The sequence below is a fragment of the Granulicoccus phenolivorans DSM 17626 = NBRC 107789 = JCM 15570 genome (assembly GCF_000423085.1).
GTDB lineage: Bacteria > Actinomycetota > Actinomycetes > Propionibacteriales > Propionibacteriaceae > Granulicoccus > Granulicoccus phenolivorans.
In genome coordinates, this window is sequence record NZ_AUHH01000034.1 from 22721 (window position 1) to 46367 (window position 23647).

The following is a 23647-nucleotide window of genomic DNA, read 5'->3' on the forward strand; positions in this document are numbered from 1 at the left end:
TCCGGATTCTCAGGTTTCGTCAGGGGACTCTCAGATCGCTACGATATTTCTGGTCGGACGCCAGTGGGGCAAGGTGTCACCAATGATTCACCTTCGCGTGCTTGGCTGGACATCGAATGTCCGACGCAGGGGCTCGGATCCGGCCAGGCGAGGGGGGAATCTTTGACTACCGACGAGAGTCTGCCCGGATTCTCCCACTGGCAGGAGATCGGTCGCGGCGGCGACGCGACGGTCTACCGCGCGACCCAGGATGCATTGAATCGCGATGTCGCGATCAAGGTGCTGATGGTCGACGACGCCGAGTCGGTACGCCGCTTCACCCGCGAGGTCCAGCTGATGGTCTCGCTGGGTCGGCAACATCCCAACATCGCCAACGTGCTGCAGATCGGGACCTCCAGCCGGGGCCGCCCGTGCATCGTGATGGACTTCTACGAGCTCGGCTCACTGGATCGACAATTGTCCGCCACCGGTCCGTTGAGTGCCGAGGAAGTGACCGATGTCGGCGCGGTGATCGCCGACGCACTCGCGTTCGCGCACAGCAACGGCGTACTGCACCGCGATGTGAAGCCGCAGAACATCCTGCGCCTGCCCACCAGCTATGTGCTCTCCGATTTCGGGATCGCGCGGCTGATCGATTCGGGCCACACTTCCTCCTCGGACCGGTTCTCCTATCGCCATGCCTCCCCCCAGGTGCTGGACGGGCTGCCGCCCTCGGAGGCCGACGACATCTTCTCCCTCGGCGCCACCTTGTTCCACCTGCTCGACGGCAAGCCGCCGTTCACCACGACCGGCCCGGAGCGGGACAGTGCGCTGGCCTATATCGGCCGGGTCCGGTCCCAGCCGCCACGTCCGTTGACCCGCACCGACGTCCCCCGCAGCCTGGTCACGATCATCGATCGCGCCCTGGAGAAGGATCCGGCGCGCCGTTTCCCCACCGCCGCGGCGATGCGCGACGAGTTGCGCGCGGTCGCCCTGGAGGCCCGCCACTGGGGGCCCGGCGGGACCCAGAGCATGCCCGCGATGTACGCCGCTCCGGTCAATCCGCCCGCCCAACCACCGCAGGTGAGCCCGGCCGCACCGGTCCACCAGTTCTCCGCGGCACCGACTGCCGCGCAGCCCGCCCCGACCCCGCTCGGGTGGGGTCCCGGGCCGGGTGGGCCCGGACCGGGCGGACCCCTCGGGCCCGGCGTACCCGGCGGACCGGGCGGACCGGTTCCCGGGTCGGGTGCGCCGGGCCGTCCGCTCCCCGGACCCGGCGCCCAGGCCCCCGGGCCGGGCGGACCGGCGTACGGCCCACCGGCGTACCCGGCCCAGTCCTCACTGTCCCCGGCGCAGCCGGTTTCGGTGCCCTCGGCGGCCCAGGAACCGGCGCCGGCCGCCGAGCCGGAGCGCCCGAGCCGGATGCCGCTGCTGGCGATCGGCGGCACCGGGATCGTGCTCGGTGTGATCGTGGTGGTGATCATTGCGTTCCTGACCCGGCAGCCGCAGACCACCCGGACGCAACCGCCCCCGGTGACCCCCACCCCCGTCTCGACCCCGACCCCCCGACTGGATCAGTCGCTCAGTCCCAAGGGCGTCTCGCTCAGCTACGACAAGGGGTCGAAGAAGGTCACGGTGACCTGGACCGCGCCGGAGACCAAGCCGGATCAGTACTTCGTCCTCCTGCTGGTCAACGACGCCACCGAGGGGCAGCCGGAAGCCTCGCCGACCACGACCTTCTCCCGGACCCTCGATCCGGTGCCGACCAAGGTGTGCGCGGTGGTGATCGCCAGCGTCGGTTCCCGGATCGGGACCAGCGGTACGCCGACCGACAACTGCATCACGCCCTGACCGACCCCCGCCTTCCGGGTCGCCGGGTGCGCGCACCCCGGGGACGCAGCAGCGGCACAGGATTGATCGGCCACAGCAGGGTGCGCCACCAGGAGGCCTCCCGCCGCAACTGCCGGCGGGCGTGGCGAGCCTGGGTCCAGGCGTCGGGCTCCAGATATCCCGGTGGGGCGAAGGTCGCCGCCTCGGCGGCCCGGGCCACGGCCAACGCCGCCGGACCGACCTGCCGGGCCACCTCGGTGGCCGGCTCGGTCACCGGCGTGGGACGGCCGGCCAGCCGCATCCCGTCGACCACCTCCTGCCAGGCGCCGACGGCTCCCTGGCGCCGGTGCCGGCCGGTCCGCACGGCCCGGGCGATCAGCAGCAGGGCCAGCACCGCGAGCACCGCGCCGCCGATCCCGGCCGCGAGCAACCAGGGGTGCTTCACTTCGAGCGGGCGCGGCGGCACCGGTTGCTGGGAGGGCGCCGCACTGCCCTGCGGGGTCGGCCGGGCAGACGGCGTCGAGGCGCGTCCGGCCTGCCCGGAATTGTTCGAGGTGATCTGCTCGACGTCGGGGGTCGGGTTGAACGGCACCCAGCCGAACCCCTCGAAGTAGACCTCCGGCCAGGCCAGCGCATCCCGGCCGCGCACGATCCGGACATCGGGCTGGGCCGGGTCGGCGGTCCCGGGCCCGAACCCCACCACGACCCGGGTCGGCAGCCCGAGGGACCGGGCCAGCACGGCGTAGGCGGTGGCGAACTGTTCGGAACTGCCGACGCGGCCGCCCCGGGTGGGGTCGTCGAACAGGAAGTGCCGCAGCCGGGCGATCGAGGAGCCGCCCTGGGCGGTGGTGGTGTACGCCCGGTTCGACTTCAGCGCGGCCTCCAGCAGTTTCGCCGCGGCGTACGCGTCGTCGGCGCCGGCGGTGGCCTGCCGGGCGTACGCCACCATGTCGGCGGGCAGCTCGGGCCCCGCGGTGAACCGCTCGGAGACTCCGGCCGGCGCCCCGCGCAGCTCGTCGGAATGCGGAACGTCGACCCAGCCGCTGACGGTGTAGGAGACCACTCCGTTGGGGATCCGCTCGGTCAGCAGCGAACCGGTGTCGGGGTCGATCCGGGCATCGGGGATCGAGATCGTCTCCGGACGCCCCGGTGCCGGGAGCCAGCGCGAGGTGGTCTGCCAGGTGACCGAGGTGGTGAAGCGGGCCTGGAATCGCCCCGGCGGCAGTTCCGGCTCCCCGGCGGCACCGAGCGCGATGTAGTTACTGGTGGAACCGAACGAGACCCCGTCATAGTCGGGCAGCACGACCAGGTGCAGCGGGTAGGAGTCACCGGTGGTCCGCAGCAGTTCGACGTCCCCGAGCCGGCCCCACATGGCCAGCATCGGCAGCGGGTTCGGTTCGGTGACCGGCGCCGCGGGCGGGTCGACCAGCGTACGCACGTCGAACGGTTTTCCGAGCGGGACGAAGCCGAGGGCCAGGGTCAGCAGGCCGATCAGCAGGGCCGCGCCGACCGCGCGTACGCTCGCCCCGATCGACCGGGCCCGGCCGGTGCCGCCCCAGCCGGACCAGTGCAGGCCGAGCGCGCCGACCAGCAGCAGGCCGATCAGCCCGAACGGGTCCGAGCCGCCGACCACCAGGAGTTCGCCGCCGAGGAACAGCACCAGTCCGCCGACCAGCGGGGTCACCGCGTACGCCGGGGCGCGCAGCCGCCAGCCCAGACCGAAGCCGACCAGCCAGCCGAGGATCATCCCGGGAAGCACCAGCAGCGGGGTGACCGGGGCCGGCACCGGGGAGGTGAGCAGCCGCGGCACCGCATCGGTGACCGCCGCCAGCGGCCCGAGGTCGGCGCCGCGACCGGCGAGCACCAGCGCGCCGAGGGCGATCAGCACCGCGACCGCCCAGGCCAGGATCACCTGGGTGCCGAGGCGGCGCAGCGCTGCGGCGAAGCCGAGGGCGACCAGACCGGCGGCGGCGATCAGGACCAGCGCGGTCGACCCCGCCCAGGCCGCCGAGAGCGACCACGCGCCCAGCAGCAGCACCGCGACCGCGATCACGACGCGGCGCACCAGCCCGGCCCGGGTCAGCGCGGAACGATCCGACTCCGGCGCCACCGGTTCCGCGCGCCCGGGGACCGGAACCGGTCCGGTCCCGGCGGGTGCGGCGGCAGTCGGCAGGGTCGGCGCGGTCATCGGATCACCGAGTCCCACAGGGCGGCCAGATCGGTGGACCGGGGCCCGCGCAGGACCACCGCGCCGCCGCGGGCGCGGCCGATCGCACCGGCCGCGGGGGTGTCTACCAGCAGCACCACCGAGTTGATGCCGCGGTCGGCGATCAGGCTGAGCGAATCCAGGGGTGCTCGGGCGCCACTGATCACCGCCACCGAATCCAGCACCCGGCCCAACCGCATCCCGTCGGCGTGCTCGCCGGCCTGCACCTCGGCCAGGGCGGCGAAGAGGGCACCGGCGTCGGCGTCGTGGGCGCCGATCCGTTCGTTGACCTCGACGTCGATCACCCCGGAGACGGTGATCAGGTGCACCGGGCTGCCCTGTCGGACGGCTGCCGCGCACAGGGCGTTCGCGATTTCCACGGCCTCCTCGAAGTCGGCGTCGGTGGTGCCGTGGTCGCGATAGTGCTCGGCGCGGTCATCGAGCGCGACGGTGAGGTGCGGCTTGGCGGGGTCGGCGTCGTCGCGGATCATCAGGGTCCCGCTGCGGGCCGAGGTGCCCCAGTGGAGTCGGCGCAGGTCGTCGCCGGGGACGTACTCGTGCAGGCCGATCAGGTCGGTCCCGCCGCGCTCGACCGATTCGTCGGCACCCACCGCGGAACGGCGTCGGCCCCGGGGCACCCGGTGCACCGGGATGGTCCGCGGCAGCACCCGGACCTCGTCGATCCCGCCCCGGTCCCGCACATCGATCGCCAGACCGAACAGACCGGTGCGTTCGACCCGGACCGGCCCCAGGGTGACCACCCCGCGGCGCAGCGTCGGCACCCGGTAGGTGACCGCAGCCCCGTCCAGCGGGACCGCGATCCGACCGCGCCCGACCCGATCGTTGAGCACGGTGCGGGTGATCCGGGGAACGTCCCCGCTGACCCTCAGTTCCGCGATGCAGTCGGCCTGGCGGGGTACGACGCGCTCATCCACGCTCCGGGTCACCGCCAGCCGCAGCGGACGCAGGACCAGGCCCAGATCGAGGGCGACCGCCAGCAGCAGTCCGGCCCCGATGCCGAACAGCGAAGAATAGTGCAGCAACAGGGCGGCCAGCACGACGAGCCCGCCGATGACGGCGACGGCGATGCCGCGCCCGGTGAGTCGGGCGGCCGGGCTCACTGCTGTCCCGGTTGGGGCACCTCGACCGTGGCCAGGATGTCGGTGATGATCGAGGTGCCGGTCTCGCCGGCCATTTCCGCCTCGCGCTGGAGGATGATGCGGTGCGCCAGGACCGGGCCGGCCAGCACCTGCACATCACCGGGAACGACGAAGTTGCGACCCTGCGAGGCGGCGTACACCTGGGCGCAGCGGACCAGGGCGCGCAGCCCGCGGGTACTGGCCCCCAGCCGGAGTCGGGGATCGTTGCGGGACCGCTCCCCCAGCGCCCGGATGTAGCCCAGCAGCGGGTCGGCGATGTGCAGGTGGGTCAGGGCGCGGCTGATCGCGGCGACCTGCTCCGGTGAGGTGACCGGCTCGATCAGGTCGCTGCGCCCGGCCCGCGAGCCCGGACGCAGAATGTCGAGTTCGCGTTCGGCATCGGGGTAGCCGAGCGATACCCGGATCAGGAAGCGGTCCAACTGGGCCTCGGGCAGCCGGTAGGTGCCGTCGAGGTCGATCGGGTTCTGGGTCGCGATGACCAGGAAGGGGTCGGGCACGTAGTGTCCGACGCCGTCGACGGTGACGGTCCGTTCGGCCATGACCTCCAGCAGGGCGGACTGGGTCTTGGCGGCGGCCCGGTTGATCTCATCGGCCAGCAGGATGTTGCAGAACACCGGCCCCTCCCGGAAGCGGACCTGACCGTCGCCGGGATTGAACACGGTGGTGCCGGTGACATCGGCCGGCAGCAGATCGGGCGTGAACTGGATCCGGCTGAAGGCGCCGCCGAACCCCTGCCCGATCGCCCGGGCCAGCGTGGTCTTCCCGGTGCCCGGGACATCCTCCAGCAGCACGTGGCCCTGCGCGAACAGGGCCACCAGGACCAGGTCGATGACGTCCCGCTTGCCGTGGACCACGCCCTCCACCGCATCCCCGAGCCGGGAATGGACCGTGCGGAAATCGGTGATTGCCTGGGCCGGGGCAATTGTCGTCATCGGATGCCTCTCCTGGGTGCGACCTGTCGGGTGCGGCGGGTGTTCAGGGTCTTTCTACCGACCGCGCCGGGGCCGAACCAAACTCGCCTCACGCCTTGATGTAGTACTCCGTCGACAGCGCCGACTCCTGCGTGCCGATCACGGCGCGGACGGCCACGAACACCCCGCCCTTGACATCGCCACAGTTGATCTTGGTGCTGCGGGCGCTCCCGGATACCTGGATCGTGGTGGTGTTGTTGCAGTACACGATGAATTGGTCCGGGTTGGCCGAGCCGGGGTAGGACCAGGTCAGCTGGACCGAGGTCCCGCTGATCGCCTGTCCGCCGGTCACCGTGGGTGTCTGCGGCGTACGCGGGGCGGTGGTGGTCGGCTTGGCCGTGGTGGGCTTCGGCGTGGTCGGCTGGGCCGTTGTGGGCTTCGGCGTGGTCGGCTTGGCCGTGGTCGGGGTGGGCGTCGGAGCCTGCAGGGTGACGGTGGTGGACGCCGAGGCGCTCTGGGTTCCCTGCTTGGCGGTGACGGTGACGTCCTGGGTGCCGTACGCGACGTTGGTCAGGGTCGCCGCCCGGGTCGCCGCGGCGACACTCACCGACTTCCCGCCGACGCTGACCTGGTAGGAGTCGGCGCCGCCGTGCTGCCAGGTCACGGTGACGCTGGTGCCCCGGGCCGTGGCGGACACCCCGGTCGGCGCAGCCAGCTTCGGTGCCGCACTGGTGGTCGACGGCTTCGCCGTGGTCGGGGCCTGGGTGGTCGGGGCCGCGGTGGTCGGCGCCTTCGTGGTCGGGGCCGCGGTCGTCGGCGGCTTCGTCGTCGGAGCTGCGGTGCTCGGCGCCTGCGTCGTCGGGGCCGCGGTGCTCGGGGCCTGCGTCGTCGGGGCCGCGGTGCTCGGGGCCTGCGTGGTCGGGGGCGCGGTGGTGGGCGCCGGCCCGGTGGGGGCCGAGCCGCTCGGGGCACCGCCGTCGGTGGGTACGCCGCTGGGCGCCGGAACGCCGCTGGGCTGACCACCGGTCGGCCCCGGAACAGGGACGGAGGGAGCGGGCTGCGCGCCGGAGGGATCGGTTCCGGGGAGGGTCGGCTGCCCCTCGGCCGGCGGCCCGGGCTGCTCGGGGGCACCCGATCCGGCGGGCGGCTGGGGCCACTGCGACGGTGCCTGCTCGGTCGACGGGACCTCGGGCAGGGTCGGTTCGACCGGAGGCAGCGGCTGCTGCTGGCCGGCCTCGGGCTGGCCCTGCTGACCCCGGCCGTTGCCGTTGTTGCCGTTGCCGTTGTTCCCGCTGTTGCCATTGCCGTTATTGCCGTTGCCATTGCCGTTATTGCCGTTGCCGCCCTGCTCACCCTGACCGGGGTCGCTGGGCTGTTCGGTCGGCAGCACCTCGGGGAGCACCGGCCGATTGCGCTGGCGCTCCTCCCAGCTGCGCGGCTGCGGGGACTCCCAGGCCTGCCCGGCAGGCCGCTCGAGACTGGGGGCCGGCTGCGGGTTGACCTCACCGGAGGCGCGTCCCTGCTGGCCCTGGACCACTTCATTGCGCTGGTCGACCCGGTCGGGCTGCGGGATCGCATTTCCGGATCCGCTGCGTTCCCCGTTGTTCAGGGACTGGTTGTCGAGCAGATCGTTCTGGGCCTGCTCCTGCGCCCCGGGGACGTCGACCACGGGGGCGTCGGCGCCGCCCTGGCGCCCGGACGCGGCCCCGCTCGGGCGGCGGTCGAAGGTCTTCGAACGGCCGTCGCGGTCGATCTCGATGCCTTGCTCGGCGCCCGGCGTGTTCAGAATGAGTCGACCCTCGTCGACGATCGCTTCCGGCTTGGCGCCGTGCGGGGTGGCAATCTCCGGCCCCCCGGGGTTGCCGTCGGGATCGAGCCGGATCACCTTGTCCGAGCCCTCGCAGACCACGTACACGGTGCCGTTGAACGAGACCGGCTGGGTCGGGCGCGGGCAGCCGAGGGCGGTGGTGTTGACCTGCCGGACCTCGCCCTTGGTGACGATCACCACGGTGCCCCGGTCGGGCAGCGCCGCGGGAATCAGGTCCGGGGTCGCGATCTTGCCCGGATCCAGGCCGATCAACTGGTTGCTCTGCTGGTAGGTGTCCTGACCGGTACCCACGGTGGCGATCACGCCGGCCTTCGGCCCGAAGACGGTCACGCCCTTGTCGTGCGGGGTCAGCACGGCGTCCTCGGCGACCCCTTCCACGGTGTGCGAGGAGCGCTCGGCGAGCCGACCCGAGCCGGCGTCCTCCCATTCGATCGCCTTGACCCGGCCGTCCCCGAGGGCTGCCCAGACGGTGCCGGACTCGTCGGCGACGGCGTCGATCAGCGCGGCCCCGCCGGAGTTGCTCACCGTCCACGGGGTGCCGAGGTCGGTCGCGGTGACCGGATCGATCCGGGTGATGGTCCCGGCGGCGGCGTCGGCCACATACATCCGCCCCTTGCCCATCAGCACCTTGGCCTCGGCGCCGGTCCGCTGTCCGCCCACGGTCAGTGTGCGCAGGTCGAAGGTGGTGATTTCCCCGGTCTTCTTGTTCTTCAGCGCCAGCATGCCGTTGTGCTGGACCACGACCACATCGGCGCCCGGCTCGGCGACGCGTACGGACTGCTCCACGATGCCGGTGCTCGGGTTGTACTGGAGGATCTCCCCGGAGTTGCGATCACCCAGCCAGGTCACGCCGTCGGTGACCCCGATCGCGGTGCTGGCCACGCCCGAACCGACCATCACGCCGGTCAGGCCCAGGGCGATCGCCGACATTGCCGACGCGTTCGCCAGTGCCTTGCGTGGCCGCAGCCTCGGCTTCCGCTTTGCACTCGTCACCGCTGTCCCTCCTCGGACCTCACCTGGGCGTACGCGATCACGTCAGCAACCGATCGCAAATCAGTGTTTATCTTGTCTCATCCGGGCCGAGCGACCCAATCGGGGAATCCGGAAGCTTCCGCCGGCGCGGCGTCATTCACCGAACGTTCATCCGGGTGACGGTTTCCGGCCACCTCTACTGCTGGGTGCGGGCATTGGCGTACACCTGCGCCAGATCCTCCGCGGTCACCAGTCGCACCTCGGCCGCCCGTCGACCGATCGCGAAGCGGACGTTCTGGACCCGCCGGGATCCGGCACCGACGGCAAAGGGGTCTTCCCGCGGCCCGAAGGCGATCCCGGAGATGATCCGGATCGAGTCGTCGACCCGCTGCGGCCGATCCAGGTTCCAGGCGTACCCGTGCCAGCCGAGGACCCGTTCGTAGATCTCCCGGTTGGACGGGGGCCGGGGGTAGGAGTCGTCGCCGACCAGCCAGGGCTCGGCCAGGGCGAGCGCGACGAACCATTCCTTGGTGCCCCGGCCGAGGTTCGGCGCCGGCGCGGTGAGGTCCTCCGAGCCCTCCACCTGGGGGCTCTCGTGGGGCTGGGTCTCGGCCGCCTCGACATTGACCTCGATCAGCAGGTCGTCGTACTGGTCACCGACGCCCTGACGACCGCGCAACACCCCGACGGTGTTCTCCCCCTCATCCAGCAGGGCGGCCATCCCTTTGACCAGGGTGACCCGGCGGGCACCGCCCGGGGCCTCGAACAGGCTGGAGAGCTGGGCCTCGGTGGAACCGTGCCAGCGCAGCCGGACGATGTCCTCCCCGACGACCAGTTCCCCGAGAATCCGGGAGGTGTGCGGGGTCGACTGCGGCAGTGCCAGCGTGGTCACCTGCAGCGTCGAACTCGCCTCCTCCTCCGGCAGTGTGGCATGCGGGGCGCGCCCGAAGACCAGGGTCTCCTGGGACCCGAGGACGACAGTCGGCATGCCGGCGGTACGCAGTTCCACCCGAAGCACTGTTGCTCCTTCCCTAGCTGAGGCAGAGCTTAAAGGGCTGTGGGGTCGCCCGGGCAGCGGGTTGGGTGAACCGAAATTCACCTCGCTACCCTCTAGTAACTTGAGTGACTTTTTATTAGGCTGCCCGCATGACAAACATCGCCGTTTGGTTGGCCGAGCGCGCCACGAAGACCCCCGATCTGATCGCGATCAAGCAGGGCGAGGTAACCCTCACCTACGCCGTCCTCAATCAGGCCGCGGCCCGGTTCGCGACCCGCCTGACCGAACTCGGCGTCGGGGCCGGTGACCGGGTCTCGATCATCATGCCGAACGTGGCGTACTTCCCGATCGTGTACAACGCGATCGAGCGGCTGGGCGCGGTGGTGGTGCCGCTGAACCCGCTGCTGAAGGCCGGTGAGATCGAGTACGCCTGGCGCGACGCCGAGGTCAAGGTCGGCGTGGTGTTCGCCTCGTTCGCGGAGGAGGCGACCAAGGCCGGTGCGGCCACCGGGACCCAGGTCGTCCCGGTCGTGCCCGGGGAGTTCGATCAGTTGCTGATGGCCCTGGCGCCGACCCTGGACGTGGTGGACCGGGCCGGCTCCGACGAGTGCGTGATCTTCTACACCTCGGGGACGACCGGGCGACCCAAGGGCGCCGTGCTGACCCATGACAACATCCGGACCAATGTGACCACCACTCGGGAGACGCTGTTCTCCATCGAGGCCGGCGATGTGATCTTCGGCGGACTGCCGCTGTTCCACTGCTTCGGGCAGACCTGTGCGATGAATACCGCGATCTCCGGTGGGGCCACCCTGGACCTGCTGCCCCGTTTCGATCCGGTGGAAGCACTGCGGATGATCGCCGAGGACGGGATCACCATCTTCATGGGCGTACCGTCGATGTTCGTCGCCGTGCTGCAGGTACCTGAGCACGCGCAGACCGATGCCTCGAAGCTGCGCCTGGCCGTCTCGGGCGGCTCCTCGCTGCCGGTGGAGGTGCTGCACGGGTTCGAGCGGGATCTCGGCGTCACGGTGCTCGAGGGCTACGGGCTGTCGGAAACCTCCCCGGTCGCCTCGTTCAACCGCGCGGAGCAGGCGAAGCCAGGCTCGATCGGTACGCCGATCCGCGGTGTCGAGTTCTGCCTGCAGAACGCCGACGGCAACACCATCACCGACGTCGACACCATCGGGGAGATCTGCATCCGCGGCGAGAACGTGATGAAGGAGTACCTGAACAACCCCGACGCCACCGCCGAGGCGATGCGCGGCGGCTGGTTCCACACCGGCGACCTGGCCGTCGTCGACAGTGACGGCTTCTACTTCATCAAGGACCGCAAGAAGGACATGATCCTGCGCAACGGCTACAACGTGTACCCGCGCGAGGTCGAGGAGATCCTCTACACCCACCCGGCGGTCGCCGAGGCCGCGGTCGTGGCGGTCCCGAACGAGTCGGTCGGCGAGGAGGTCGGCGCCCTGGTCACCCTCCGGGAGGGGACCCAGGCCACCGAGCAGGAGATCATCGACTTCGTCAAGGAGCGGATCGCCAGCTACAAGTACCCACGCATCGTCCGGTTCGGGGCGTTGCCCAAGGGTCCGACCGGGAAGATTCTGAAGCGCTCGATCACGCTGTGACCGGTCGGCCGGGGCTCCCACAAAGGTGGCCCGGCCCAGCCTCGCCGACCCGGGCGCGCGGGGTCGGCGAGGTACGGCTCACCGGCGCAGGGCGTCCCCGAGCGCGGTGAGCCAGATGACCACGGCCCGGGCGCCGGGATCCTCGACGCCGACGGCCTGCTCGCCCAGGTAGCTGGCCCGACCGACCCGCGCGGCGGTGTCGGCGGTGCTGCGGGTGCCGGCCTCGGCGGCGGCGATCGCCGCGTCCAGCCGGGCCGCCGGGTCGCCTTCGGTGCGGGCGTACGCCTCGGCGGCCGGGATCAGCGCGTCGAGCATCGTGGAGTCGCCGAGCCGGGCCCCGCCGAGGTCACCGATGGCGGCCACCCCGGCCGGGAATGCCGCCGCCCAGTCGCCGCCCTCGCCCAGCACGGTTCCGGCCCGCAGCAGGCCCACGGCGTACAGCGGACCGGAGGTGCCACCGATCGCCCGCCGCACGATCCCCGAGATCCGTTGCAGCAGCCGGTCATCGGCGGCCGGGAGGGTGTCGATCTCGGCCAGGATCGCTCGGGCCCCGCGGGCCAGGCTGGTGCCCAGATCGCCGTCCCCGACCCGGGAATCCAGTTCGGTGAGGGCGGGTTCGGCGTCGATCAGGGCGGTGCAGACCGCGTCGAGTGCCCGGCGGGCGACGCTGTCGGTGCCCAGCGTCTCCCCCGACTCGCCCGGTTCGCGCGGCGCCGCGGGCACCAGGTCCACCGCGGTGATCACGCCGGATCCGGGCCACCCGGGCGCGGTGGTCGCCGCATCCAACCGGGCCAGCCGATCCGCATCGACCGGGAGCACCGACAACGAGACTCCCGCGGTATCCAGAGCGGTGAGCAGGGGCCCGACCCAGACCCGTTCGACGCTGTGCCCGCGCTGGGTCAGCCAGTCGACGGCGTCGTGGGCCACGATGTCGAGTTCCAGCGGCCCGGTGGCGCCGAGGCTGTTCACCAGCAGGGCGCAGCGTCGCGGCGCCGGATCGAAGTCGGCCAGGATCGTGCCGAGCAGCCGATCCACCACCCGGGCCGCCGGGACGATCTCGCCGCGTTCCACGCCTGCCTCACCGTGGATGCCCATCCCCCATTCGAGTTCGGTGTCCCCGAGCTCGCGGACCGGTGCCGTCGCGCCGGGCAGGGTGCAGGCGTGCAGCGCGACCCCCATGGTGCGGACGTCGGCGGCGGCCGCGCGGGCCGCCTCGGCCACCTCGGTCAGCGTTCCGCCCGCCTCGGCCACCGCCCCGGCGATCTTGTGCACGAACACGGTGCCGGCGATCCCACGCCGGCCGGGCCGGTCCCCGCCGGCGGCGATCGCGACGTCGTCGGCGACGGTGACCACCTCGACCGGGACTCCCTCGCTGCGCAGCAGCTCGGCCGCCATCCCGAAGTTCAGCCGGTCCCCGGTGTAGTTCTTCACGATCAGCAGGATCCCGGCCGGGCTCGCCACCGCCCGCAGCGCGGCCAGCACCGTGTCCACCGAAGGTGAGGTGAACACCGCTCCGGCGACGGCGGCGGTGAGCATTCCGGCACCGACATAGCCAGCATGGGCCGGTTCGTGGCCGGAGCCGCCCCCGGAGACCACCGCGACCTGTCCCGCGGGCCGATCGGTCCGGATCAGCACGTCCTCATCGGTCAGCAGCGCGACCCCGGGCCGGCGCGCCTGCGCCAGCAGGGCCTCCCGAACCACGGTTGCGCTGTCATTGATGAACTTCTTCATCGGTCCTCCCCCACTCCTCGGCATTCTCGCCCGTGTCGTTCAGGTCCACTCGGTGTCGATCAGGTCACTCGGGGTCGTTCAGATCACTCGGGGTCGTTCAGATCACTGGGGGTCAGTCCCGCGCCGACCCGTACGCCCGCACCCCGGCGAACTCGTCGTCAGAGCGCAGCACCGCGATCGCATACTCGGGCAGATGCACGAAGGTCCGCTCCACGGTCTCGCCCGGATGCTCCGGATGCGGCACCCGGCGGGTCTCCAGCGTCGCGTCCCGGCGCTGCAGCAGCAGTTGATAGGAGCCGTCGATCTCGAAGCCGGCGAAGGAGTTGCCGAAGTTGACCGCGAAGGCCATCCGTTCCCCGCGGAAGACACAGAACCAGTGGTCGTTCTCATCGAAGTCGACCGCGGTCCACTCGAACCGCGGATCGGTCAGGTCGGGATAGGTCCGCCGCAGCCCGATCAGTTCCCGGTACAGCGCGAGCAATTCGGCATGGTCCCCCTGCCCGACCTCCGACCAGTCCAGGAAGGACCCGGTGAAGGTGCTCAGGGCCTGCGGATCGGGCACCGCGGCGGGATCCCAGTCCATCTTGGGGAACTCGGCCAGGCGCCCCGCGGTGACCGACGCGCCCAGCTCCGGCTCGGGGTGCGAACTGAAGAACGCGAACGGGGTCGAGGCGCCCCATTCCTCGCCCTGGAAAATCATCGGGGTGCCCGGCCCGAGCAGGGTCAGCGTCGCGGCGATGCCCAGCCGGTCCACCGCGTACTGGGAGGACAACCGGGCCCCGTCGGCACGATTGCCGATCTGGTCGTGATTGTCCGAACAGACCACCAGCCGCCAGGTCGGGGTCCGGGAGGTGTCCATCCGGCGGCCGTGCCGCCGCCCCCGGAACGTGGACAGGGTGCCGTCGTGGAAGTAGCCGGTCTCGATCACCTTGGCCAGCGCTTCCAGTCCGCCGAAGTCGGCGTAGTACCCGGAGTCGATGCCGGTCAGGTTCGCCAGCAACGCATGGTGGAAGTCGTCGGACCACTGGGCGCTGAGCCCGTACCCGCCGGCCTCGCGGCTGGTGATCAGCCGTGGATCGTTCAGGTCCGACTCCGCGATCAGCGTCAGCGGCCGCCCGACGAACGCGCTGAGCACCTCGACCTCACCGGCCAGTTCCTCCAGGATGTGGATCGCGCGGGTGTCGCGCAGGGCATGCACCGCATCCAGCCGCAGCCCGTCGACGTGGAAGTCACGCAGCCAGCTCAGCGCATTGTCGATGATGTAGCGGCGTACTTCGTCGGACTCCTCCCCGTCCAGGTTGATCGAGGCGCCCCAGGCGTTGTCGGTGCCCTCCAGCAGATAGGGACCGTACTTGGGCAGGTAGTTCCCCGAGGGCCCGAGATGGTTGTAGACCACGTCCTGGATGACCCCCAGGCCCTTGCCGTGACAGGCGTCCACGAAGCGTTGGTACGCCGCGGGCCCGCCGTACTCGTGGTGCACCGCGAACCAGTCGACCCCGTCGTACCCCCAGCCGTGCGGCCCGTTGAACGCATTGACCGGCATCAGTTCGACGAAGTCGACCCCCAGCTCGACCAGGTGGTCCAACTTCTCGATCGCACTGTCCAGCGTGCCACCGGTCTCCCCGACGGGATTGAAGGTGCCCAGGTGCAGTTCGTAGATGGTGCCTCCGGCGAGCTGACGGCCGGTCCAGGCCCCGTCCTGCCACTGGTACTCGGCCCGATCGAAGGTGCGGGACAGCCCGTGGACGCCGTAGGGCTGCCAGCGGGTGCGCGGCCCCGGCGTCGGGGTGTCCTCGTCGTCGATCAGGAAGCCGTAGTCGACGCCGGTGCGGAACAGGTGCTCCGGCAGCGGCTCCGCGGGTCGCCACCAGCCGTACTCGACCCGTTCCATCGGATAGGTCTCCCCGTCGGCGAACAGCCGCAATCGGTGCGCCCGGGGCGCCCAGACGTCGAAGCTCATGCCCGGCGTACTCATCCCGCGGCCGCGGCCCAGCGCTCGCTGTTGGGTCACAGGGCGCACCCGACCAGGACCGGTTCGGGAACCAGGCGAACCCCGAACTTCTGCTCCACCCCGTCGCGGATCTCCCGGGCCAGGGCCAGCACATCCTCGGCCCGGGCATGCCCCCGGTTGGTCAGCGCCAGGGTGTGCTTGGTCGACAGCGTCGCCGGCCCCGAGCCGTACCCCTTGCCGAACCCGGCATGATCGATCAGCCAGGCGGCGCTGGACTTGACCCGCTCGCTCCCGTCCGGCCCGGTCGCCGGGAACCGCGGCGCCGCTTCGGGCAGCCGGGCGGCCTCCTCGGCGGTGAGCAGCGGATTGGTGAAGAACGAGCCCAACGACCAGGAGTCGTGGTCGATCGGATTGAGCACCATGCCCTTGCCGGCGCGCAGTTCCCAGACCGCCTCACGGACCGCGGTGGTGTCGGCCCGCTCTCCCACCTGGACGCCGAGGCGCCGGGCGAGTTCGGCGTACTTGATCGGGGCCGAGCGCGAGCCGCGCAGGAACTGGAAATGGACCTGGAGGACCAGGTAGCGGCCGGGATCGGCCTTGAATCGCGACCAGCGGTAGCCGAAGCCGCATTGGTCGGCGGTGAAGGTCCGGTACGCCCGGTCGACCCGATCCCAGGTGCGGACCCGGGTGATCGTCTCGGCGACCTCGGCCCCGTACGCACCGACGTTCTGAATGGGAGTGGCCCCGACCAGACCGGGGATCCCCGACAGCGCCTCGATCCCGATCCAGTCCCGGGCGATCGCGTACGCGACGAAGGCGTCCCACGGTTCGCCCGCCTCGACCTCGACCTCGGCGCCGGTGCAGCCGGATTCCACCGACCGGATGCCGCGGCCGGCGATCAGCACCACGGTGCCGGGGAAGCCCTTGTCCCCGGCGAGGGTGTTGGAGCCGCCACCGAGGACCAGGACCGGTTCGCCGGCCCGGTCGCAGGCGTCGACGATGGCGACCAGTTCCTCCGCACTGCCGGCGACCCGCAGTGTGCCGATCGGGCCGCCGACCCGCAGCGTGGTGTACGAGGCCAGTTCCGGTCCGCGCTCGCCGGGCAGATCACAGGTGGGATCGAAGTCGGTCATGCGCGCACCTCCGCCTTGCCGGAGCCGACCACGGTGCCGGCGACGCGGGCCTGCACGCTGATCGGGATGATCCCGTCGGCGGCATCCTCGGCGGTGGCGGTGAAGCTCACCAGCGTCCCGTCGGCGTCGTCGGGCACCGGAACGGGACGCCGGAACCGGAAGGAATAGGTCACCACCCGGGCCGGGTCACCGCACCAGTCGGTCACCACGCGCAGCCCCAGCCCCATCGTGAGCATGCCGTGCGCCACCACGCCGTCCAGCCCGAGTGCGGTGGCGAAGTGATCGGAGTAGTGGATCGGGTTGAAGTCGCCGGAGGCCCCGGCGTACCGGACCAGTTGCTCCCGGGTCACCCGGATCTCCAGTGGCGGCAACTGCTGACTCACTGCTGCTCCTCGTTGCTCGGCTGGGTGTGGTACAGGCTGCCGGTGGCCCGACAGATCTCCTCGCCGGCGGTGGTGGCGATGAGCACCTCGTTGGTGATCATGTCGACCCCGCTGCGGCTGCGGACCCCGGTCAGGGTGAGCGTCGCGGTGACCTCGTCACCGGCCCGCAGGGGCCGGGTGAAGGCGATCTGCTGCTCGGTGTGCATCACCCGGGGCAGGGCCAAGCCCAGTTCGGCATCGGTGAACATCGCGTCCCAGGCCGTGCTCGCCAGGACCGCGGCGAAGGTCGGCGGGGCGATCGCCTCCGTGCCGGCGTACGCCCGGTTGGCGTCCCCGAGCGCGGCGGCGAACTCGGCGATCTTGCCGCGAGTCACCTGATAGGGCTCGGTGGGTGGGTAACTGCGTCCGACGTGCTCCGGCGTGATGGGCATGGCCCCAACCTACCGGCGCCCACCGACAAGAAGTAGCGTCGCCCCATGGCGGAACTGCATCCCTCGACCCTGCGCGACCGACTGCGCGCGCTCCCTTCCTTCCCCGAGCCCCTCCCGGTGCTCGATCCCGAGGCGGTCCCCGAGGACCCCACGACGCTGTTCGCGACCTGGCTGGAGGAGGCGATCGCGACCGGGGAGCGGCAGGCGCACAGCTTCACCCTGACCACGATCGATGAGGCCGGGCTGCCCTCCAGCCGTACCCTGATCATCAAGGACATCGATGAGCGGGGGATCCAGTTCTCCTCCAATCAGGGGTCCCGCAAGGGGCAGCACCTGGGCCAACGTCCGGTCGCGACCATGCTGTTCTTCTGGCGGCCACTGGGCCGGCAGGTGGAGATCGTCGGTGAGGTGACCGATCTGGGCCCCGAGGCGGCGGCGCTGGACTGGAGCCAGCGCCCGTCCTACCGCGGGCAGGACAATCCGGACTGGCGGCTGTGGGCGCTGCTGCCGGCGGAGTGGACCTTCCTGCAGGCGACCCTGGACCGCAATCATGCCCGGGTGGAGTACCGGCGGCACGGGACCGGCTGGCAGCATCGCCGGCCCGTCACCCCGGCGGGGTGAGCCCGGCCCTCAGCGGACCAGGGCGATGATCAGCCCGTCCCAGCCCTTGCGGCCGACGGTCTGCAGCGCGGTCCCGTCCAGCCGCGGATCCCGGCTGACCGCCTCGATCACCGCGCGGCTGCCCCGGATCCGTTCGTCGTCCTGCGCGGTCGGGTCGATGATCCCGCCCCGGCGTACGACATTGTCGACCACGATCACCGCGCCCGGGCGGGTCAGCGCGACCGCGGCCTCGAGGTAGTGCACGTTGCTCGGCTTGTCCGCATCGATGAAGACGAAATCGAAGGGTTCGGTACGCCCGGCGACCAGATCCTTGGCGGACTCCACCGCGGGGCCGACCACGATCTCGACCCGATCGCCGAGCCCGGCCTCGGCGAGATTGCCGCGGGCCACCTCGGCGTGGCGGGCCTCCAGTTCCAGGCTGACCACCCGGCCGTTCTCCCCGACCGCGTCGGCCAGCCAGAGGGTGGAGTACCCGCCGAGGGTGCCGAACTCCAGGGCGCGGCGGGCCCCGATCATCCGACACAGCAGCGCCAGCAGTTTGCCCTGCGCCGGGGAGACCTCGATCGGCGGCAGACCGGCGGCGGCCGACGTCTCGCGGGCCCGACCGAACCGGTCGTCCTCGGGAACCAGTTGGGCGATCAGGTAGTCGTCGACGTCCTGCCACGGATTCGGGTCGGTCATGCTGCACCCTAACCCGACGCCGCGGCCCCCGACACCGAGGGTGCCGGGGGCCGCGCCGCTTCGGTGGGTCACCGGTGCAGGGTGCCCGCCAGCATCTTCTGCTTGAAGTCCGGATTGGCCTGCAACCACTCCGCCACCGCGGCGTCGTGGTTCTCACCCTTGTACTTGTTCATCATCAGGTCCTCCAGACCCGACAACTGGTCATCGGTGAGCGCCATGTTCTTGACGATCTGGGCCAGCTTGGGGTTGTCGGTGTCCAGCCCCGGACGCCCGGCGGAGTAGATGGTCTCCGCCCCGCCCATGGCCCCCTTCGGGTCCTCCAGGTCGCGCATCGGGAACGCGCTGTACGCCCAGTGCGGACGCCACAGGGTGACCGCGACGTTCTGCCCGGCCTGGGTCGCCCGGCTCACCTCCGCCAGCATGGCCGGGGTCGAGGAGACCCGGAACTCCATCTTGATCCCGTACTCGGGGATGGCCTTCTGCTGAGTCTGTTTGGTCAGCCCGGCCCCCGGCTCGATGCCGTACAGGACGTTGTTGTACTGATCGCCCATGGTGGCCAGGTCCGCGATGGACTTCGCCGGGGAGGAGTCATTCACCGCGATGGTCAGCTTGGCGTTGTCGTACCAGCAGCCGAGCGGAACCAACTGGTTGCCGTACTGCTGGATGTAGCTGGCGTGGGTGGTGGGCAGCCAGACGTCGGTGACCAGGTCGATGTCCCCGCCGGCGGTACCGGCGAAGGCGGGGGCGGCCTCGAACGACTGGACGCTGACCTGGTAGCCCTGCTCGGTCAGGATGGCCTTGAGCAGGTGCGCGGTGGCGAAGGATTCGTCCCAGCCGTTGAACGCGCCGATCTTGATCTCTTTCTTCTTGTCCTGCCCGGTGCCCTGGGTGTCGGTGACGCTCTTGGCCTGGCCGCCGACCTGGCAGGACTGCCAGGCGGCCGGGATCGCGGCCTCGGAGCCGGAGCCGGAGCCGGTGGGCTGGCCGGAGCCGCTCCCGGAGTTCGAGGCACCACAGGCGGCCAGGGTCAGGGACAGTGCCGCCACCATCGCCGGTAGCGCGAAGCGCGTGCGGTTGGTTCTGCGCTGAGTCTTCACTTCTGGTTCTCCTTCGTTGGGTCCGCGATGGAAGTCGGGGCGGTCGGCACCGGGGCCATGGGCGCCCCGGTGGCGGGAGCGGCGGCGCCGACCGGCAACGCCGGCGGGATTCCGGGTCGGCTCGGGGCACCGCTGTCCTCGGATTCGTTGGCTGCTTCGGCGGGAGCGGCCGGGATGCGCTTGCGGCGGCGGGTGCCGGCACCGGAGCTCACCCGGTCCAGGTAGATCGCGATGATCACCACCGCCAGGCCGGCCTCGATCCCCAGGGGCACGTTCAGCGAGCTCAGCGAGGCGACCACGTCGCCGCCCAGACCGCCGGCGCCGGCCATTCCGGCCAGCACGACCATGGACAGGGCCAGCATGATGACCTGGTTGACTCCGGCCATGATCGTGGGCATGGCAACCGGGATCTGGATCTGGCGCAGGATCCGCCAGCCCGATGCCCCGAACGAGGCCCCGGCCTCGACCAGTTCCCGGTCGACCTGGCGAATGGCGAGTTCGGTCAGGCGTACGCCCGGCGGCATCGCGAAGACCACCGTGGCCAGCGCGCCGGGGGTCTGGCCGATCCCGAAGATCGTGATCGCCGGGATCAGGTAGACCATCGCGGGCATGGTCTGCATCAGGTCGAGGATCGGTTTGACGATCCGGGAGACCCAGTCCACCTTGGCGGCCAGGATGCCCAGCGGGATGGACAGCGCCAGCGCGATCAGCACCGCCATGGTCACCAGCGACAACGAACTCATCGCGTTGTTCCACTGGTCGAAGGAGCGGATCAGGTAGAAGCCGATCACGGTGAACAGCGCCAACCGCCATGAACTCGCCCACCACGCGATCGCGGCGAAGACCAGGATCATCACCCAGTACGGCGGCGAGCTGAGCACCAGGTCCAGCGCGTTGTAGAAGCCCTGCAGGATCAACTTGATCACGTCGAACAGGCCGGCCCAGTTGACCTGCATCCAGCGGATCACCTCGGCGACCCACTCCCCGACCGGGATCGAGGGATTCAGGAAGTCGAAGCTCATGCCGGCACCTCCGTGCGGTGCGCACCGGCCCCGGGGCGGTCGACCCCGGCCATCGCCGCCATCAGCACATCGGCATCGATGACCCCGAGGAAGTTCTGTTGGCGATCCACGACCCCCAGCGGCTGCGGACTGGCCAGCACCCGGCCGAACAGGTCCCCGATCGGCGTACTGCGCGGCACCGGGTCTCCGGTGGGCCGGGTCGCGGTCGGGCGGGCCACCATGCCGGCAGTGAGCACCCGGGAGCGGTCGATATCGTGGGTGAACCGGGCCACGTAGCTGTTGGCGGGCTGGGTCAGGATCTGCGTCGCGGTCCCGATCTGATCGATCCGGCCCTGGCGCATGATCGCGATCCGATCACCCAGCTTCATCGCCTCGGACAGGTCGTGGGTGATGAACACGATGGTCTTGCCCAACTCGGCCTGCAGTTCCAGCAACATCTCCTGCAGGTCGCCACGAATGATCGGGTCGAGCGCGGAGAAGGCCTCGTCCATCAGCAGGATCGGCGTCTGCGCGGTGAGCGCGCGGGCCAGGCCGACGCGCTGCTGCTGACCGCCGGACAACATGTGGGGGTACTTGGTGCCGTGGCCGGACAGCCCCACCCGCTCCAGCCAGTACGCCGCCTGCTCGGTGCGCTCGGCCCGGGGCACATTGCGTACCTCCAGGCCGTAGGCGATGTTGTCCAGGACCGTGCGGTGCGGCAGCAGGCCGAAGTGCTGGAAGACCATCGAGATCTCATCGCGGCGGATCGCCCGGACCGTTTCGGCGGGGGCGCCGGTGAGCCGGCGGCCGTTGATCTCCACCGTGCCCCCGGTCGGCTCGTTGAGGCCGTTGAGCATCCGGATCAGGGTCGACTTGCCCGAACCGGACAGGCCCATCACCACGAAGGTCTCCCCGTGGGCGATCTCGAAGTTTGCATCAATAACCGCAGCGGTGCCGGGCAGGGTCTCCGCATCGATCACCGGCGTCTCGGCGAACCTGGTTCGTAACGCCCGCTCGTTTCGGGTGAAGACCTTGTAAAGATGCTCGGCCCGGACTGCGCTCGTCTCGGGCATCGAGGCATCGCCGTCTCCCTGCTGCATACTCCTCATTCCTGCCCCGGGGCGGGCGTCGGAATCGCACATCGACGCCGCAACGCTGCCCGAGGCTCGCTGATCGGTCAGGAAACCTACCGAGCCACTATTACACGGGCTTTGGGTGAAATGAAGGAGGGAACGTTTCTGACTGCGAATATTCGAGGTTTTCGATAGCGTGTGACCCAGGCCACAGGGCGCGCCGGAACCGGTGGCCTGACTAGGCGTTACACGGTCTGTACGAAAGCTTCCCCGGCGACCGGGAAATGACGTTCCAGTGAACGGAACGAAATCAAAAAGTGACCTGGCGACACGCCTGAGGTGTCAGTGATCAGCCGTGTCAGGAGCGTCCGGAACGGGCACAGTGCCGAATAGGGAACGGGCACAGCGCCGTATAGAAAGACGAAGGGAGGCACCTGCCGGGGCAGGTGCCTCCCTTCGGAAGCCGTCGCGATCCGCTGGGGTCAGCGGGTCTCGCGGTGCGCGGTGTGCGAGTGGCACTTGGGGCAGAACTTCTTCAGCTCCAGACGATCCGGGTCGTTACGCCGGTTCTTCTTGGTGATGTAGTTGCGCTCCTTGCACTCGGTGCACGCAAGGGTGATCTTGGGACGTACGTCCGAGCTCTTGGCCATGTCATTACCTCGTCGATGTTGATGCTGATCGGGCTCCAGGACTCGGCAGATTCCGAATCCTTGGCGCCTTCGGGACGGGTCCCGTACCCGCCTTCGCTGCCTTGGTAGCGAGGGCGGGATTCGAACCCGCGACCTCACGATTATGAGTCGTGCGCTCTCACCAACTGAGCTACCCCGCCAAGTATTCCCGCGAGCACAGGAATACAGAGCCCCCAAGCAGAATCGAACTGCTGACCTTCTCCTTACCATGGAGACGCTCTGCCGACTGAGCTATAGGGGCCAGCCACGCGAGAGGAGACTCTACCGTGTCGCAGCCCGGACCGCAAAATCCGTACTGCCGGTAGATCCGCCCCACAACGGGACCGGTTCGACCGGTCCGGATCGGGGAAATCCCCGACCGAACCGCTCCGGCGTGGCAGGTGTTGGATTCGAACCAACGTAGGCGTAAGCCGACGGTTTTACAGACCGCTCCCATTGGCCACTCGGGCAACCTGCCGTGCGTTTTCCCGAGGGACCCTCGCGATCACGCGAGGAGAAACGTTACCAGAACGATCGGGGGTGGGGAAATCGGCGCCGTCGCCCGGTTCGGGGGCGGTTGGCGAGGGCGGTTGGGGGCGGGCCGCGTGGTCGGGATCGACGGGCCGGGTGCCCGCGGGGGCGGGCGTACCGGCAGAATGAGGCGGAGCGGCCGGACCCGGTCGCGGCGCGATCCAGGAGGTAACCGTGGCTTCGGAGAGTTCGTTCGACGTGGTGAGCAAGGTGGAGCGGCAGGAGGTCGACAACGCCCTCGGTCAGGCCGCCCGCGAGATCGCCCAGCGCTTCGACTTCAAGGGCACCGACTCCTCGATCGGTTGGGCCGGCGAGGAGCACATCGACATGGAGTCCGAGAGCGAGGAGAAGGTCAAGGCGATCTGGGACGTCTTCCAGTCCAAACTGGTCAAGCGGGGGGTGTCCCTCAAGGCGGTCAAGGCCGATGATCCGCGGATCTCCGGGAAGCGGTGGAAGATGTCGGCGTCCACCTCGGAAGGCATCTCCCAGGAGAACGCCAAGAAGATCTCCAAGCTGGTGCGCGACGAGGGGCCCAAGGGCGTCAAGGTGCAGATCCAGGGTGACGAACTGCGGGTGTCGTCGAAGAAGCGGGACGACCTGCAGGAAGTGCAGCGGATGATCAAGGACGCCGACTACGACTTCGCGGTGCAGTTCACCAACTATCGCTGATCGGCCGGGGTTCGCGGCCCGGGCGGGGCGCGGTTCCTGCTGCGGGTACGCGGGCCCTGGTGCCGGTACGCGAGTCCTGGTGCCGGCCCGCGAGTCCTGGTGCCGGCCCGCGAGTCCTGGTGCCGGCCCGCGAGTCCTGGTGCCGGCCCGCGAGTCCTGGTGC

18 protein-coding genes, 3 tRNA genes and 1 pseudogene are annotated in these 23647 nt (G+C 70.4%); 4 read left to right on the forward strand and 18 right to left on the reverse strand.

The features are described 5' to 3' along the window. The first annotated feature begins 162 nt into the window (after positions 1-162). A complete protein-coding gene (locus G531_RS26930; RefSeq protein WP_051215484.1) occupies positions 163-1830 on the forward strand; it encodes a serine/threonine-protein kinase in 1668 nt (555 codons plus the stop codon). Here the strand turns inward: G531_RS26930 and G531_RS0113540 are convergent. The 5 genes from G531_RS0113540 to G531_RS22590 form a co-directional block, all read right to left on the reverse strand. Continuing rightward, the gene (locus G531_RS0113540; RefSeq protein ID WP_145978752.1) at positions 1820-3997 is read right to left on the reverse strand and encodes a transglutaminase TgpA family protein; all 2178 of its coding nucleotides are present in this window, start codon (positions 3995-3997) and stop codon (positions 1820-1822) included. The two genes, G531_RS26930 and G531_RS0113540, sit on opposite strands and share 11 nt — an antisense overlap. Further along, complete coding sequence (locus G531_RS24745; RefSeq protein ID WP_051215485.1) at positions 3994-5136, reverse strand: DUF58 domain-containing protein; 1143 nt, start codon at positions 5134-5136, stop codon at positions 3994-3996. Before G531_RS24745 ends, G531_RS0113540 begins: the two co-directional genes overlap by 4 nt. Next, positions 5133-6107: an AAA family ATPase gene (locus G531_RS0113550; protein WP_026927673.1), complete on the reverse strand. Its 975-nt coding sequence runs from the start codon at positions 6105-6107 to the stop codon at positions 5133-5135. Before G531_RS0113550 ends, G531_RS24745 begins: the two co-directional genes overlap by 4 nt. Before the next feature lie 88 nt (positions 6108-6195). After that, positions 6196-8907, reverse strand: coding sequence for a hypothetical protein (locus G531_RS24750; RefSeq protein ID WP_155827970.1), 2712 nt, complete (start codon positions 8905-8907; stop codon positions 6196-6198). Between the two features lie 175 nt (positions 8908-9082). Continuing rightward, a complete protein-coding gene (locus G531_RS22590) occupies positions 9083-9904 on the reverse strand; it encodes a hypothetical protein (protein WP_211221856.1) in 822 nt (273 codons plus the stop codon). A gap of 128 nt (positions 9905-10032) precedes the next feature. Between G531_RS22590 and G531_RS0113565 the strand changes: the two genes are divergently transcribed. Further along, entirely contained in the window at positions 10033-11514 is a 1482-nt protein-coding gene (locus tag G531_RS0113565; protein WP_026927675.1) for an AMP-binding protein, read from the forward strand. 78 nt (positions 11515-11592) lie between these two features. Here the strand turns inward: G531_RS0113565 and G531_RS0113570 are convergent, their stop codons facing one another. From G531_RS0113570 to G531_RS0113590, 5 genes are all read right to left on the reverse strand, one after another. Beyond that, the gene (locus tag G531_RS0113570; RefSeq protein WP_026927676.1) at positions 11593-13245 is read right to left on the reverse strand and encodes a dihydroxyacetone kinase family protein; all 1653 of its coding nucleotides are present in this window, start codon (positions 13243-13245) and stop codon (positions 11593-11595) included. A 112-nt stretch (positions 13246-13357) separates the two neighbouring features. Beyond that, complete coding sequence (gene treZ, locus G531_RS22595) at positions 13358-15256, reverse strand: malto-oligosyltrehalose trehalohydrolase (protein WP_245630523.1); 1899 nt, start codon at positions 15254-15256, stop codon at positions 13358-13360. Next, on the reverse strand, positions 15253-16329 hold the full coding sequence (locus tag G531_RS0113580) for a UDP-N-acetylmuramate dehydrogenase (RefSeq protein ID WP_051215487.1): 1077 nt from the start codon (positions 16327-16329) through the stop codon (positions 15253-15255). Before G531_RS0113580 ends, treZ begins: the two co-directional genes overlap by 4 nt. Next, positions 16326-16712, reverse strand: a complete 387-nt coding sequence (locus G531_RS0113585; protein ID WP_026927678.1) for a MaoC/PaaZ C-terminal domain-containing protein — start codon at positions 16710-16712, stop codon at positions 16326-16328. The genes G531_RS0113580 and G531_RS0113585 overlap by 4 nt, the downstream gene beginning before the upstream one ends. Then, positions 16709-17143 (reverse strand): FAS1-like dehydratase domain-containing protein, encoded by a 435-nt coding sequence (locus tag G531_RS0113590; RefSeq protein ID WP_026927679.1) that lies wholly within the window; start codon positions 17141-17143, stop codon positions 16709-16711. Before G531_RS0113590 ends, G531_RS0113585 begins: the two co-directional genes overlap by 4 nt. A gap of 45 nt (positions 17144-17188) precedes the next feature. Between G531_RS0113590 and G531_RS0113595 the strand changes: the two genes are divergently transcribed. Further along, the gene (locus G531_RS0113595; protein ID WP_035758945.1) at positions 17189-17764 is read left to right on the forward strand and encodes a pyridoxine/pyridoxamine 5'-phosphate oxidase; all 576 of its coding nucleotides are present in this window, start codon (positions 17189-17191) and stop codon (positions 17762-17764) included. Positions 17765-17773: 9 nt separating this feature from the next. Here the strand turns inward: G531_RS0113595 and G531_RS0113600 are convergent, their stop codons facing one another. The 8 genes and pseudogenes from G531_RS0113600 to G531_RS0113635 all read right to left on the reverse strand — a co-directional run bounded on the left by G531_RS0113600 (position 17774) and on the right by G531_RS0113635 (position 22762). After that, entirely contained in the window at positions 17774-18445 is a 672-nt protein-coding gene (locus G531_RS0113600) for an O-methyltransferase (protein WP_026927681.1), read from the reverse strand. A 68-nt stretch (positions 18446-18513) separates the two neighbouring features. Continuing rightward, entirely contained in the window at positions 18514-19494 is a 981-nt protein-coding gene (locus G531_RS0113605; protein ID WP_026927682.1) for a glycine betaine ABC transporter substrate-binding protein, read from the reverse strand. 194 nt (positions 19495-19688) lie between these two features. After that, a pseudogene (locus tag G531_RS22600) lies at positions 19689-20564 on the reverse strand (ABC transporter permease); the annotation flags it as partial. Continuing rightward, a complete protein-coding gene (locus G531_RS22605; RefSeq protein ID WP_245630524.1) occupies positions 20561-21643 on the reverse strand; it encodes a quaternary amine ABC transporter ATP-binding protein in 1083 nt (360 codons plus the stop codon). The gene G531_RS22605 and the pseudogene G531_RS22600, both read right to left, overlap by 4 nt. 455 nt (positions 21644-22098) lie before the next feature. After that, positions 22099-22266, reverse strand: coding sequence for a 50S ribosomal protein L33 (rpmG, locus tag G531_RS0113620; RefSeq protein WP_026927683.1), 168 nt, complete (start codon positions 22264-22266; stop codon positions 22099-22101). A 102-nt stretch (positions 22267-22368) separates the two neighbouring features. Then, positions 22369-22445: transfer RNA gene (locus G531_RS0113625), tRNA-Met, on the reverse strand. Between the two features lie 28 nt (positions 22446-22473). Then, a tRNA-Thr gene (locus tag G531_RS0113630) sits at positions 22474-22546 on the reverse strand. A gap of 133 nt (positions 22547-22679) precedes the next feature. Then, positions 22680-22762 (reverse strand) — tRNA-Tyr (locus G531_RS0113635). A gap of 227 nt (positions 22763-22989) precedes the next feature. On the opposite strand from G531_RS0113635, the gene G531_RS0113640 reads away from it, so the two are divergent. After that, positions 22990-23484 (forward strand): YajQ family cyclic di-GMP-binding protein, encoded by a 495-nt coding sequence (locus tag G531_RS0113640; protein ID WP_026927684.1) that lies wholly within the window; start codon positions 22990-22992, stop codon positions 23482-23484. The last annotated feature ends 163 nt before the right edge of the window (positions 23485-23647 follow it).